Annotated in this window: 11 protein-coding genes; 5 read left to right on the forward strand and 6 right to left on the reverse strand. The window is 42.6% G+C overall.

What is annotated here, in order from left to right; translation table 11 throughout:
• Positions 1-12: 12 nt before the first annotated feature.
• From K7R11_RS01685 to K7R11_RS01695, 3 genes are all read left to right on the forward strand, one after another.
• Positions 13-690, forward strand: a complete 678-nt coding sequence (locus tag K7R11_RS01685) for a head GIN domain-containing protein (RefSeq protein WP_224488144.1) — start codon at positions 13-15, stop codon at positions 688-690.
• 78 nt (positions 691-768) lie between these two features.
• Positions 769-1,452 (forward strand): LysE family translocator, encoded by a 684-nt coding sequence (locus K7R11_RS01690; protein WP_224488146.1) that lies wholly within the window; start codon positions 769-771, stop codon positions 1,450-1,452.
• A gap of 10 nt (positions 1,453-1,462) precedes the next feature.
• A complete protein-coding gene (locus K7R11_RS01695) occupies positions 1,463-1,849 on the forward strand; it encodes a DoxX family protein (protein WP_224488148.1) in 387 nt (128 codons plus the stop codon).
• Here K7R11_RS01695 and K7R11_RS01700 read toward each other — a convergent pair.
• From K7R11_RS01700 to K7R11_RS01725, 6 genes are all read right to left on the reverse strand, one after another.
• Positions 1,846-3,339: a hypothetical protein gene (locus tag K7R11_RS01700; protein ID WP_224488150.1), complete on the reverse strand. Its 1,494-nt coding sequence runs from the start codon at positions 3,337-3,339 to the stop codon at positions 1,846-1,848. The two genes, K7R11_RS01695 and K7R11_RS01700, sit on opposite strands and share 4 nt — an antisense overlap.
• Positions 3,340-3,415: 76 nt before the next feature.
• A complete protein-coding gene (locus K7R11_RS01705; RefSeq protein WP_224488152.1) occupies positions 3,416-3,931 on the reverse strand; it encodes an OmpH/Skp family outer membrane protein in 516 nt (171 codons plus the stop codon).
• A 216-nt stretch (positions 3,932-4,147) separates the two neighbouring features.
• Positions 4,148-4,987, reverse strand: coding sequence for a class I SAM-dependent methyltransferase (locus K7R11_RS01710; RefSeq protein ID WP_224488154.1), 840 nt, complete (start codon positions 4,985-4,987; stop codon positions 4,148-4,150).
• An 86-nt stretch (positions 4,988-5,073) separates the two neighbouring features.
• Entirely contained in the window at positions 5,074-6,945 is a 1,872-nt protein-coding gene (gene mnmG / locus K7R11_RS01715) for a tRNA uridine-5-carboxymethylaminomethyl(34) synthesis enzyme MnmG (protein WP_224488156.1), read from the reverse strand.
• A gap of 13 nt (positions 6,946-6,958) precedes the next feature.
• The gene (gene ybeY, locus K7R11_RS01720) at positions 6,959-7,378 is read right to left on the reverse strand and encodes an rRNA maturation RNase YbeY (protein WP_224488157.1); all 420 of its coding nucleotides are present in this window, start codon (positions 7,376-7,378) and stop codon (positions 6,959-6,961) included.
• Positions 7,371-10,709 (reverse strand): DUF4175 family protein, encoded by a 3,339-nt coding sequence (locus K7R11_RS01725; RefSeq protein WP_224488158.1) that lies wholly within the window; start codon positions 10,707-10,709, stop codon positions 7,371-7,373. The genes ybeY and K7R11_RS01725 overlap by 8 nt, the downstream gene beginning before the upstream one ends.
• Before the next feature lie 173 nt (positions 10,710-10,882).
• On the opposite strand from K7R11_RS01725, the gene K7R11_RS01730 reads away from it, so the two are divergent.
• Both K7R11_RS01730 and gltX read left to right on the forward strand, forming a co-directional pair.
• Positions 10,883-11,938, forward strand: a complete 1,056-nt coding sequence (locus K7R11_RS01730) for an alkane 1-monooxygenase (RefSeq protein WP_224488159.1) — start codon at positions 10,883-10,885, stop codon at positions 11,936-11,938.
• A 62-nt stretch (positions 11,939-12,000) separates the two neighbouring features.
• Positions 12,001-13,518 carry a glutamate--tRNA ligase gene (gltX, locus tag K7R11_RS01735; RefSeq protein WP_224488160.1) on the forward strand — a complete coding sequence of 506 codons (1,518 nt, stop codon included), beginning with the start codon at positions 12,001-12,003 and terminating at the stop codon, positions 13,516-13,518.
• Positions 13,519-13,530 lie beyond the last annotated feature (12 nt).

The following is a 13,530-nucleotide window of genomic DNA, read 5'->3' on the forward strand; positions in this document are numbered from 1 at the left end:
TTTTAATCAGACATGAAAAGATGGTTAGCGTTATTGGTGGTATGTACCATACATGCTACTTATGCACAGGAAACGATTACAAAGGATATCGATGCCTTTTCTGAACTGAAGGTATTTGATGGAATTGCTGTGGAACTGGTGCCTGCAGAACAGAACAGGGTAGTGGTAACCGGTGCAAATGCCAACGAAGTGATAGTAAAGAATACCAATGGGAAATTGAAGATTCGAATGAACATTAATAAAATGTTTACGAGTCACGAAACCTTTGCCAAGATATACTACAACGGAATGCTTGCAGTGCTGGACGTAAATGAAAATGGATTTATATCTGCTGCGGAACCCATAAAACAAATTGATCTGGAACTGCGCTCCCAGGAAGCCGGAGAGATCGATATCGAATTGGATTTACAGCGTTTAAAGGTAAAATCGGTTACCGGAGGTACCATTGAGGTTAAGGGCAGTGCAAAAAATCAGGTAGTCGATGTAAATACAGGAGGAGCTTACGAGGCCGGTAACCTGGAAACCGAACAAACGGAAGTAACCGTTAATGCCGGAGGATATGCAGATATTCGGGCTTCAGAATATGTGGATGCTACCGTTAAGGCAGGTGGAAATATCAATATTTACGGAAAACCGAAGGTCATTGATCGCACGACCTTTCTCGGAGGAACTATTAAAGAAATAAAATAGAACTGTAAGCATTTCGCCTTCCTTCTATAGGGCTACTGCCCGTGTTTTTATATTTTTGGTCTAAATCAATATGTATTCATGCTAGAAGATATAGCAGCAGGTATACCCTTAGGCATCTTACTCTCTTTTACCATAGGTCCGGTTTTCTTTGTACTCCTGGAAACCGGTGCGCTAAAGGGATTTCGTGCGGCTATTAGCTTTGATATTGGGGTGGTTTTGGGTGATGTTGTATTTATCCTTATCGCCTATTTCAGTACCAACAGAATCCTGGAACGTATAAAGGACGACCCTTCTTTATTTATCTTCGGGGGGGCCTTATTGATTACTTATGGAGTAATTTCTTTTATTCGTACAAAGAAGAAATATGAAAGGGAAGTAGATGAGGATGTGGAGGAAATTATTAAAAAGAACAATTACCTGCACCTGTTACTTAAGGGGTTTTTACTCAACTTTATCAATGTAGGTGTTCTTGGATTCTGGCTTGGAATCATCATCATTTTTGGTCCGCGTCTGGAAATGAATGAAGGCAGGATTATCGTATTTATAAGCAGCATACTTATTACCTACATCCTGGTGGATTGCGTTAAAATACTTCTGGCCAAACAATTAAAACACAGGCTTACCCCTTATCTTATATTTCGAATTAAGCGGGTAATAAGCCTGATCCTGATATTTTTTGGAGCCATACTCATGTTTCAGGGTTTTTTTCCAAAGGAAAAGGAAAAGATCAAAGGCGTAATTGAAAATATAAGAACCAATTAATTAAACTATTATGTACTATCTGGAATCCTTAATACTCCTATTCGTATTGATCACTTTTCTTCAGAGTGGTATTGACAAAATCACCGATTGGAAGGGAAATGTGGAATGGCTAAACGGGCATTTTAAGGATAGTTTGCTGAATGGTAAGGTGCCCCTGGCGTTAGGCATTATCCTGGTTCTGGAGGTGTTCACTGCAGCAACTGCCGTACTTGGAATGTATTATTTATGGAGCTTTGGAGATGTTTGGTGGGCAATGGTTAGTTTGGTGTTATCCGGAATAACCCTGTTATTCCTGCTGCTTGGGCAACGTCTGGCTAAGGATTATGACGGTGCAAGAACCATAGTAATTTACCTGATGCCGGTTTTATTTGGGTTATATGTAATGCAATTGTTTTAGGTCATGGCGGTGAGTAGAGCCTTCTGTATCCCAAGCCACAAATAGTTGAAAAAGGATCTTTCCTTGTTTCTTTCTACTTCAAAGGTTTCCTGTTTGCCAGAATCATTTTCTTTTTTAATGATCACATTTGCTACGGCCGAAAGCAGTTTTTTTTCCTTAACTCCCTTTTTATCCATGATGGATACCTTATAATCCTTGTAAGCCATTAAAACATTTCCCTTGGCATTATTTTCATTGCCGTTAAGAGTTATAAAGGCATCTTTTATCAAACCTCTATTGACTACGTTCATATTCGGGGACGTAAACGCATTTAACCGATGATAATGCAAGTTAGATAAATGAATAGACAACCTAAACCGGTTGTCGGCAGCGTAGACAGGAAATGCACCCATACCCTGTACAATACCCTCTTCCATGATTTTTGCTGTAAAAACCATGTTTGTGGTATCCCTGGTCCTGCTGCGCAGGGGATTCATTTCAAGATTGATTTCGGAAATCAGGATTTCGCCGATCACCCCATTCGAATTTACAAGTTCTCCGTATCGGACACTGCTGTCATGAATTCGAATACTGTCTATAGAAGTTGCTAGGGGGGCATCGCGTATAATTGCAGAGAGCATTTTTTTGTATTCATCTTTTCTCGGTATGAATTTATCCCTGAACACGTCCATGTCTGCCTTATAAATGTCTATAGAAGCAGCCTTAAACAAACGGTCTTTCAGGTGTTGATGTCCGGGGTTATTGATAACTATGGAATCGATGGAAACAACGATCCGGTCGTTTTGATATTGGAGGTATTTGGTATAGTTGCGTTTGGAATATTTTGGTACCAGATCCATGGCGGTTATTTTCCACTGGTTAGTGTTGAGTTGGATCTTCTTGAGGTGTAGGTTGTTCAATGGATCGGGTTGGACCAGGAGATTTTCCAGTTGGATGGCATATTCCTCTGTATTATATTCTTCTTTGGATTCAGGATCAATTACCAGCTTTTTTAGTTCCATATGAATCGGGTCTGCAATGAAAAGGGTATCCGAATTTTTTGAAATTTTTATTGCTTGACCTTCCTTTAGTCTTAAGGTACCTAGTTCTATAGAGGGTTGTTTTTTCGATTCTGTTAAGGATGATATGGGTACGGTGTCTTTAGAGGGCAGAAGGTGTATGTCCGGGTCTAGAATTACCAGACTGTCGGCCTTTAATTTACCTTCCAGCAACAGGCTGGTGTAGTGTATTCCGTATAAAGCGATTTGTGAGGCCTTAACAGATAAGCTGTCGTTAGAGAATCTGTAATGCAGGTCAGGACCTTTTAAGATGGTTGAATTCTTTAAGATACTGATGTTTGCTGTAATAGTAGTTAAGGAGAATCCGGGCAGCTTTAAATCAGTGAGGTCTTTTTCAACTTGGATGATCTTATAGCGCCCATAGAAGAAGATCGCCGCAAGAAAAACGATTAAAATTATAGCCGCGGGTTTTATGGCTTTTATTCTACTCATTGGGATGGAAATGAGTAATGAATATAAAAAATAAAACCCTCATTATGAGGGTTTTAGGTTGTTTTGTACGGGGCTTTTATTTTTTAGCCTTATAAGTATTGTTCAATTCGGTTAACACCTCGTCAGTAATGTCTTTGGAATCTTCTCCATAGAATACGTTTCCTCCTTCATTTTCTGCAAGGATAAAGGTATACCCGTTATTCTTTCCGTAATCCTTAATAAATCCTCTTACCTTCTTAACCAGAGAATCTACTTCCTGGGAACTTTCCTGTTGCAGCATTTGCTCCTGTTGTTGAAGGGATTGAGCCATTTGTTGACGCTTTTGCATCAAAGCATTATATTGCTCCTGCGCTTTGGCCTGACCTAAAGATTTGGCTGAACTTTCGAATGCCTGGGCTTCCTTCTGGAACTCTGAAGATACACTGTCGTATTTCTTTTGAAAATTTTCATATTTGATCTTGTACTCATTTTCAAGATCGATCTTCTCCTGGTATTCCTTAATGAGTTTTGTGTTGTCTACATAGGCGATCTTATCTTGCTCACAAGAAATAGCGGTAATCGCTGCAAAGACGAGTAGGGATATTTTTTTCATGTTGATTAATTTTTCAGACCTGCCAAAAATAGAAAAACAAGATTTCATTTTGGTTTTAATTTTACTTATTTGTTAGTATAGAGATTACCTATAATTAATTAATTTACAATATTTATTTACTATTCAATACAAGGCGTTTTAAGGCGTTTTAAGGGACTTTTACCTTCTCTTGAATACCCAATATACTTCATTAGTAAAATCGTGCCAGGAAGGTCGCTAATCGTTTTTCTCCTTCAGAATATAGATAAGGGAAGAGTATTCTTTGTTCCACGTGGCTTTGATGTTAGACAAGGTAGCGATGAGGAATGCACGTACTGGAGCGAGGGTGTTTTTTTTATATTTCTCACTTAGGAGACTTACATAAAATGCGTCCCAGACCATCGGTAGGAATTTTATTACCTGAAGATTTTGTGCAGTAGCAAGAGAGGTAAATGAAGGTTTGTCGAAATGCCAAAAATGGCGCGGCACATCATAGGCGGCCCAAAAGGAATTATAATACCCGGCATCAAAGGATCGGAAGTTTGGCAGGGCAATGATGAGAACACCCCCTGGGTTCAATAACGATCTTAGTTTCTTGAGGGTAGATTCCGGATGGGGCATGTGTTCAAAAACATGCCATAGGGTAATTACATCGTAGTGACCTTCTACTGCTTGCAGCGATGGATAAATGTTTAGCTTTTTGGCTTTAGCCAGGGCTGCAGCCTTGGTATTAATTTCGACCCCGGTAGTTTTATAATTACCCTTAATGCGGTTTAAAAAATCCCCGGTTCCACACCCTACATCGAGTACTGCTTGCGCTTGGGGATGTACGGATTTGAGGAGGTTGAATTTATGGTTGAGGTTTATTTTTTTAATGGTGCGATATAGCATACCGAACAATCCGTTGCCGGAATCGTCATGAGAGAGATAGCTTTGAGATTCGTAATATTTATCGAGTTGTTCGGGTTGGGGTTGGGGCTCAGTACGCAGAAATCCGTGAACCGGATCAGGGGTCAGGGTAAAGGATTCCCCGGTGATGAAATGATCTTTTACCGTATGGGGCAGGGTTGTTTTCATGTGGCAAACTTACATTAAAATAGGTATAAAAAAAATAGCGTTCCACGTGGAACGCTATTTTTTATTTTCGAGTGGGCTCAAAAATTTTACCTACCCATATAGACGAGCATCACCGAAATATCGCTGGGGGATACCCCGCTTATTCTGGAGGCTTGTGACAGGGTTTTGGGTTTTATGTTTTTTAGTTTTTCCCGGGCTTCAAACGAGAGGGATTTTAATTTGTTGTAATCGAAATTATCCGGAATAATGATGTTTTCCAGTTTATTTAATTTATCGGCATTGTTTTTTTCCTTGGCAATATAGCCGGAGTATTTGACCTGGATTTCTGTTTGTTCCAGGACCTCGGTATCTAACGATTCGTTTGTTATGAATGATTCTACTGCTTCCAGTTTGCGCATATGTCCTAAGGTAACTTTAGGGCGACTAAAGATTTTAAACATCTTATCCGACTGTTTCATGGGAGAGGATTTCAGATCTTCCAGGATGGGATTGATCTCTTCCGGAGTAACGCTGGTGTCCTTAAAGAATTGAACAAAAGCGTTTGATTTCTTTTGTTTGTCTTCCATCCTTCGCATGCGTTCTTCTGTGGCAAGTCCAATTTCATAAGATCGTGGAGTTAACCTGAGATCGGCATTATCCTGTCGTAACAGGGTGCGGTATTCAGCACGGGAGGTGAACATGCGATAAGGTTCTTCGGTTCCCTTGGTAATAAGATCGTCGATCAATACCCCGATATACGCTTCGTTTCGTTGTAAAGTAAATGGATCTTTCTCCTGACATTTCAGGGCAGCATTAATACCTGCCATCAGTCCCTGAGCCGCGGCTTCTTCATACCCGGTAGTACCGTTTATTTGTCCGGCGAAGAACAATCCTTCAATTAACTTGGTTTCCAAAGTATGCTTTAATTGCGTAGGAGGGAAGTAGTCGTATTCGATGGCGTAGCCCGGACGAAAGAATTTTACATTTTCAAAACCGGCTACCGATCGCAGTGCACGGTACTGTACATCCTCAGGTAAGGAGGTGGAAAATCCGTTTACATACACCTCTACCGTATCCCAACCTTCGGGTTCTACAAAAAGTTGATGGCGGTCTTTATCAGCAAATCGATTGATCTTATCTTCGATAGACGGACAATATCTGGGACCAATACTTTTTATGCGTCCATTAAACATAGGCGAACGGTCAAAGCCTTCTTTGAGTAATTCGTGTACCTCGGGGGAGGTGTACGACATATGACAACTGCGCTGTCTGGACAGGGGTTTTGTGACGGGGGAATATGAAAATTTTTCAGGCTGTTCGTCTCCGGGTTGTTCGGTCATTTTGGTATAATCCAGGGATCTTCCGTCTACCCTTGGCGGAGTTCCGGTTTTCATTCTTCCAGCATCGAAGCCGTGGTTGATCAGGTCTTCGGTAATTCCCGTGGCGGCACGTTCCCCGGCACGACCCCCTCCGAATTGCTTTTCTCCAATATGGATGAGTCCGTTCAGGAAGGTTCCGTTGGTAAGAATTACGGTTTTAGCATATACTTCCAATCCCAGGGAGGTACGCACGCCTTTAATGCGGTCGTTTTCTATAATTAGTCCCGAGACCATATCCTGGTAAAAATCCAGGTTGGAGGTTTGCTCCAGCATCAAACGCCATTCCTCTGCAAATCGCATCCTGTCGCTTTGTGCCCTTGGCGACCACATGGCCGGACCCTTAGATTTGTTTAGCATCTTGAATTGTATGGCCGTTTTATCGGTGACAATTCCGGAGTATCCGCCCATGGCATCAATTTCACGAACAATTTGGCCCTTTGCAATGCCACCCATGGCAGGATTGCAGGACATTTGTGCGATGTTTTGCAAATTCATGGTGATGAGCAGGGTAGAGGCACCCATATTAGCAGCAGAAGCCGCAGCTTCAGATCCTGCATGTCCTGCGCCTACCACAATAACATCATAGGTTGTACTAAACATAGAATTTTAAATTTTAGTGTTCCACGTGAAACAGCGCCATCTTTTCTTCTTCCTTGGCGCGCATTTGTTGTTCTTCGGCTTCAGTCTTATCCTTATATCCACAGTAATGTAATACCCCGTGAATCATAACCCGGGAGAGTTCACTTTTGAATTCGGTATGGAATTCTTTGGAGTTTTCCCGGACCCGGTCAATGGAAATAAAAATATCTCCGCTTAGTTCTCCCTGGTTGGAATAATCAAAACTAATGATATCGGTCAGGGTGTCGTGATCCAGATAGGTAACATTGATCCGGTGAAGGTAGTCGTCATCACAGAAAATGTAATTGATGGTTCCGGGTTGAAATCCCTCAGAAACAATTACCCGTTCGATCCATTCCCTGTAGGCGGATGCATTTTCCAGATGGAAGTTGGTTTCATAATGAAAGTCAATCATTTCCTTTAAAATAGCGCTGAACTTTTAGCTTGTAAATTTCGCGCAAAGGTAAGACTTGTCTTTGTAATATCTCAAGCTCCTGAAAAGAATCTTGAGCTTCATTGGATTGATTAGAAGTATTTTGAGTGAATTCCTTTCTGTTGGTGCTGCTCTCGCGTTCTTGTTTTTGACCTTGCATACGCTCGGCATCTTCCAGTTTAAGCAATTGATGCTGCAAATTTTGCATCCTTCTCAGGGTTTGAGCATTTAATCCATTGTTCAATAGCTCTTCTTCGATCTGCTCCATTTGCCTGCTTAGATTTTTGGCGCTTTGTTTATTGCCTTCCCCCTGCATGTCCTTGAGCTGATTTTCCAAAGCCTGTCTTAATTGCTGCTGCTGCTTGTAAATTTCAAAGATTTCCTCAGACATGGATTCCCCTTGCTGCGTTCCGTCTTGTTTCCCGCCGTCCTGTTCTCCTTTTCCTTCTTGTTCACTTGCGCCTTCTTTTTCCCCATCTTTCGAATTGCCTTCTTGCTGCTTCTGCATACCCTCCTGCATTTTTTTATTTAACTCCTCCTGGGATTGTATTATATCCGGTAATTGAAAAGGATCTCCTGAACCATTTCCCGAACCCATCATCATGTTTTGCATATTGTCGAGCATGTCACTTAAAAAATCAGAAAGGTTGTTGGCTGCCGTAAGGGTGTACTGCTGATGGGTGATGCCCTGATAATACTGGTTGTCGGCAAACCGTTCTAAAGACTTATCCATATTGTAATATACCTCAGTGATATTGGTATTTACCACCTCACTTAACTCCGGCCTTCTTAAACTTAAGGCAAAAAGACTGTCGTCTACATGTTCGAAAAGAGACTTCAGGTCGTTCTGCCTGCGCAGATATACAGGTAGGTTAGGATTGTTCTGATCGTAGTTATTTAAATTCTCCATAATCTCTTCCTGGTCAAAAGTGAATTTAATAAGATTATCCAAAATTTGTCGTAACATTGCCGCATCTTCATTGATCATTTCTGCATTCGCCATGCTCATGGCACTTGTCATATTTTGTGCTAATTTTCTGACTTTCTGTGATATATTTTCTTGTTTCTTGTTTGTTTCCTTATTTGAAGGTGTTTGCTCCTTCATAGGCGCTTTAAGTTGGTCCAAAGCTTCCTGCTGTTCCTTTTTGATCTGTTCTTCCTGCTCCTTGTCGCGGCCCAGATCCATGGGCGACTTCAGGGCATTATTTTCCTGCTGAAGTTGTTCTAGTTTTTCCGAGGTTTCTTCAAACTGTTTGTTTAATTCTTCCTGGGATTGACTCTCCTGGCTGTCATTTATCCGGCTTAAGGAATCCTGAATTTCAGCCTGTTCTTCGAGTGCTTTTCGAATGTTTTCTGCTTTGGCCTGCACATAATACCGTTTGGTTAATTCCAGCAATTGTTCCAGGCTGCGTTTATTGCTTTGTTGGGACTTTGCCAATTGCTCAAGCCTGTTGGAAAGTTCTTCCTTGTTTATTTTTTCAGACAACTTTTTCATCTCCTCCAGCAGTTGTTGGTTTTTTTCAATTTCAAGTTGCTGACGCTCCAGGCGTTCCTTGAGGAGCTCGTTGAATTCGTCTTTCTGCTCTTTACCCTGCTGGAATTGTTCGAGATTTTCCTGCATTTTCCGGGTGTATTTTTTCATTAAAGCTTCCTGCTGCTGTTGCCTGGATAGAAAATTGTCGAGTTTTCGCTGATCGCTATACGTCAAATTCTCCTTTTGCTTATTGATGTTTTTTAACTCTTCCAGTTCAGACTCCTGCCGTTCCATATGCTCGATATTCCTGTCCAGGGTCTTGATATTTTCTTTCTGTTGTTCTAATTGCAGGGATTCCCGCTCCTGCGCCTTCATGGAATAAAAGGAATACAAAGTACTTTCTGCTGTTTTCCCATTGCGCAAGGCGTCATTGTCGGTTACCCGAAAAGCATATCTGTAATTATGGCCTGCTTCCAGTTGTATTTGGCCCGGGAAAGTATATGCGAACTTATCTATGGTACCTGCCGGCTGACTGAGAAGTACCTTTTGTTCCTCCTGGGGTCTGTCTTCCCTGTAATAAATAAGCTCCAGTTTCTTAAACCCGTAATCATCACTAATTTCCCCGATGATCCTTTGTGACCCGGCAGCTGACAGGCTGTCCTCCATGGCTGTGGTTTGAATCTCCGGATGCTGGTCTTTTATGACCTGGATGCGAAAGCCGAGTTTTTCAAATCGTTGCAGGTCTGCATTGCTGGTGGCAATTTCATAAGGAAGTGTTTTATATACCTTTTGGTATATTTTATAATATTCATTTTCAGTATCAAATTCCAGGGTCGAATCCAAAAGCATAAGCTCTACCTTCGTGGTATGCGCGGCCCTTACCTTCCAGGACACCGAAGTGCCTTCCGGGACGGTAGCGTTTCCACTATTTTCTAATACTTCATCTTTTTTGCCGGTATATCCCGGATAATCCAATGACATGCTAAAGTTCAGTAACGCAGGAACAGGTAACACATCAATAGTGTAGGGCCCGCTGCTTACCTCATTGGACTTGAGATAAAACCGGATGGGGCCTTCTGCGGGGTCAAGGGTATATTCGAAAGTTCCGTTCCGGCCGGGTTGCATAAAGCTTTCTGTACCATCCCGGTCGATCATTACTGTTTCGGGAAGGAGTTTTCCGGAGGTGGCTACCCGTAACTGGAATGGCACTCCGGAGATGGCCGTCATGGAATCATTTAAAACGGTAAATGAAAAAGGGGCCGGCGGATTATAAACTGTTTGATAATTTACCATTCTGGTGTAGCTGTCTTTTAAGGAAATAGCCTTACCACTTAACCAAACGATCGCCAGAATGAGTAGGGGAATGGCTAAAAATTTGAGGTATTTAAGATTGGAGGATAACTGAATGGCTTTTTGAAATGGGATATTGCGCAATTCTTCTGACCGCTGTTGTATTCCGGCGAGAAGCAGCTCACTTTTCTCCGGATGATCTGCAAGCTGTAACAGGTTAAGGAGTTTGTCATCGATTTCCTGAAAATGAGCGCCAATCATTTTGGAAGCGGTTTTTTCATCGAGACCTTTGCGAATCTTCAGCAAATAGAGCAGGGGTATGAAAATAAACTTCACGAAAAGGATCATCTCCACCCCGATAAAAAGCCAGAATAAGATCGCACGTATTTCCGGAGATAACCATAAAAAGTATTCAATGGCCAGGGTGAGCAGGAAATACAATCCTCCGGTGGCCAGGAAGAGGATGCTGCCTTTTATGAGCATTCCGGTGTAGTATTTATTGAGAAATGCGGACAGTTTCCTTTTTATAAGAACGATCTGGTTTTCCATGAATGACCTTTGTTTTAAGGATGCCCCCTGAATATACAGGAGTATTTTTAAGCTTCACAGGTGGGTTCCAGGAGAATTCCCTGTACACCAACCCCTTGTTTGTTTTAAAATTACGATTTTAAGGAGTAAATTAGAATTTCAACGCATCTAAGTTTCTGTTAAAAGGATGGTCTATGGAATGGTCAGATTTAAAATACCTTGCTTCCTACAGTATACCTGCTTCTTTGGCGGCAGGATTCTTACTTGGCGGAGTTTTTTATTGGTTCACACCGATTTTTACCTTTCTCCTGATCCCCCTTATGGAAGTGCTGTTACCAGTGAATCATAAGAACCTGAGCAAGACAGAAAAAGAAATTAAAAATCACCTTTTCTTTTTTGACGCATTGCTATACCTCAATCTTCTTATGGTCTACAGTGTTCTTGGGTACAGTCTGTGGTTGTTATCCACGGTTGAACTTCCTTTGGACCAGCAACTCGGAATCGTTTTTTCCTGTGGAATCGTCATGGGGTCCAATGGCATTAACGTGGCTCATGAACTCGGGCATCGTAGCGATCTTTTTTCAAGAATTTGCGCTAAACTGCTGTTACTGCCATCCTTGTATTCTCATTTTTATATCGAACATAATTTTGGTCACCATCTTCATGCAGCCACTCCAGAAGACCCTGCTACGGCGCGTTACCGGCAGAGTGTCTATTCGTTTTGGATCACTTCGGTGACCCGTCAATATTTCAAAGCCTGGAAAATTCAAAGCCAACTGCTGCGAAATGACGGGCTGCCTTTTCTTTCCGTTAAGAACGATATGTTTTGGGCCACCCTTTTTCAATTAGGGTATCTTATTGTCGTAGGCTATCTCTTTGGAATATTCACGGTGCTGTATGCCATCGGGATCGCGGTGGTGAGCTTTCTGTTGCTGGAAACCATAAATTACATTGAGCATTACGGCTTATTAAGGACAAAACTGCCCAGCGGCAGATACGAGCGGGTTCGGGAGGTGCATTCCTGGAATTCCGATCATATCATGGGAAGGATCATGCTGTATGAACTTACCCGCCACAGCGATCACCATTACAGGGCTTCAAAGAAGTATCAGGTACTGGATAACCATGAAACGAGTCCGCAAATGCCTTTTGGGTATCCAACCTCCATGGTCTTATCATTACTTCCGCCCCTCTGGTTCAGAATAATGAATCCGAGGATCCCGGAGAAAATGAAACAGCTGGCGGCTTAAGGTTTCTTTACTCTTCACTCCGGAATTCTGCCTGATGCCTTATCTTTGCCAAAAAATTTGAGATGAGTAAGCCAGTACGTGTTCGTTTTGCACCCAGTCCGACCGGTCCTTTGCATATCGGAGGGGTTCGCACCGCTTTGTTCAATTATTTGTTTGCCAAAAAACACGGAGGAAGCTTTATCCTCAGGATAGAGGATACAGACCAGAATCGTTATGTGGAGGGTGCAGAAGATTATATTATTTCTGCCCTGAACTGGTGCGGGATGCCCCTGGATGAAGGCCCCGGGGTAGGAGGAAACTACGGACCTTATCGTCAGAGTGAACGCAAACACCTGTACAGGGAATACGCCGATCTGCTTATTTCGGGCGGACACGCATATTATGCCTTTGACACTCCGGAAGAACTGGATGCGATACGAAAGGAATATGAAACCCAGGGGAAAACCTTTATCTATAACTGGCATAACCGCAATACGCTAAAAAATTCGCTATCTCTTTCCGCGGAAGAAGTTCGCACCCGTCTGGAGCGCGGAGACCATTATGTGATCAGGTTTCTTTCTCCTGAAGATGAAAAGGTACAGTTTAAAGACCTGGTAAGGGGAAGTATGGAGATAGACAGCAAGGTGCTTGATGATAAGATCCTGTTTAAGAGTGACGGGATGCCTACATACCACCTCGCTAATGTTGTAGACGATCATTTGATGGAAATCACCCATGTGATCAGGGGAGAGGAATGGCTTCCGTCCCTGGCCCTTCACGTACTTTTATACAGGGCTTTTGGCTGGCAGTCACCGGAGTTTGCACACCTGCCCCTGATCCTTAAGCCTGTTGGTAAAGGAAAGCTTAGCAAGCGGGATGGGGATAAACTCGGTTTCCCGGTCTTTCCTTTGCAGTGGGAAGACCCGAATTCGGGAGCAATATCCACGGGATACCGCGAAGAGGGGTATTTCCCTGAAGCTGTGGTGAATTTCCTGGCCTTGCTGGGTTGGAACCCGGGTACGGAACAGGAGCTCTTTTCGATGGACGAACTGGTGGAGGCTTTTGATATTTCCAGGGTAAACCGTTCCGGAGCCCGGTTTGATCCGGAAAAGATCAAATGGTTTAATCAGCATTACCTGCAGGTAGCGGATAATGAGGATGTAGCTGCGGCTTTTCAGGGCTTTCTGAAGGAAAAGGGCATAAAAAAGGACCCTGCCTATGTGAAAAGAGTGGTAGAACTTTTAAAAGAACGGGCGGTTTTCGTCAAAGAACTTTGGGATCTTGGGAGTTATTTCTTTTTTGCACCCGAACACTACGATCCAAAAGGGGTTAAAAAGACCTGGAAAGAAGATACCAAAGGGTATATTCTTGAATTAGCCGGAGTTCTGGAAGGGCTGGAAGATTTCAGTGCTGCCCACACCGAAAAGATCGTAAAGGATTGGATCGGGGAAAAGGAACTTGGTTTCGGAAAGGTGATGCCCCCCTTGCGTCTTGCCCTGGTAGGAGCTATGCAGGGGCCGCATGTTTTTGATATCATGGAGTTATTGGGGAAAGAGGAAACCGTTCAAAGGATGCATCGCATTTGTGAGTCGCTGGGATAAGCCTGAGTGATA

It is taken from the genome of Robertkochia flava (assembly GCF_020166515.1).
Taxonomy (GTDB): Bacteria; Bacteroidota; Bacteroidia; order Flavobacteriales; family Flavobacteriaceae; genus Robertkochia; species Robertkochia flava.

Excerpts from the sequence above, each read along its gene's own strand:
- K7R11_RS01725 (WP_224488158.1), bottom strand. The coding sequence starts at position 10,709 with ATGGAAAACCAGATCGTTCTTATAAAAAGGAAACTGTCCGCATTTCTC.
- ybeY (WP_224488157.1), bottom strand. The coding sequence starts at position 7,378 with ATGATTGACTTTCATTATGAAACCAACTTCCATCTGGAAAATGCATCC.
- gltX (WP_224488160.1), top strand. The coding sequence starts at position 12,001 with ATGAGTAAGCCAGTACGTGTTCGTTTTGCACCCAGTCCGACCGGTCCT.
- K7R11_RS01710 (WP_224488154.1), bottom strand. The coding sequence starts at position 4,987 with ATGAAAACAACCCTGCCCCATACGGTAAAAGATCATTTCATCACCGGG.
- K7R11_RS01730 (WP_224488159.1), top strand. The coding sequence starts at position 10,883 with ATGGAATGGTCAGATTTAAAATACCTTGCTTCCTACAGTATACCTGCT.
- K7R11_RS01695 (WP_224488148.1), top strand. The coding sequence starts at position 1,463 with ATGTACTATCTGGAATCCTTAATACTCCTATTCGTATTGATCACTTTT.
- K7R11_RS01705 (WP_224488152.1), bottom strand. The coding sequence starts at position 3,931 with ATGAAAAAAATATCCCTACTCGTCTTTGCAGCGATTACCGCTATTTCT.
- K7R11_RS01685 (WP_224488144.1), top strand. The coding sequence starts at position 13 with ATGAAAAGATGGTTAGCGTTATTGGTGGTATGTACCATACATGCTACT.
- mnmG (WP_224488156.1), bottom strand. The coding sequence starts at position 6,945 with ATGTTTAGTACAACCTATGATGTTATTGTGGTAGGCGCAGGACATGCA.
- K7R11_RS01690 (WP_224488146.1), top strand. The coding sequence starts at position 769 with ATGCTAGAAGATATAGCAGCAGGTATACCCTTAGGCATCTTACTCTCT.
- K7R11_RS01700 (WP_224488150.1), bottom strand. The coding sequence starts at position 3,339 with ATGAGTAGAATAAAAGCCATAAAACCCGCGGCTATAATTTTAATCGTT.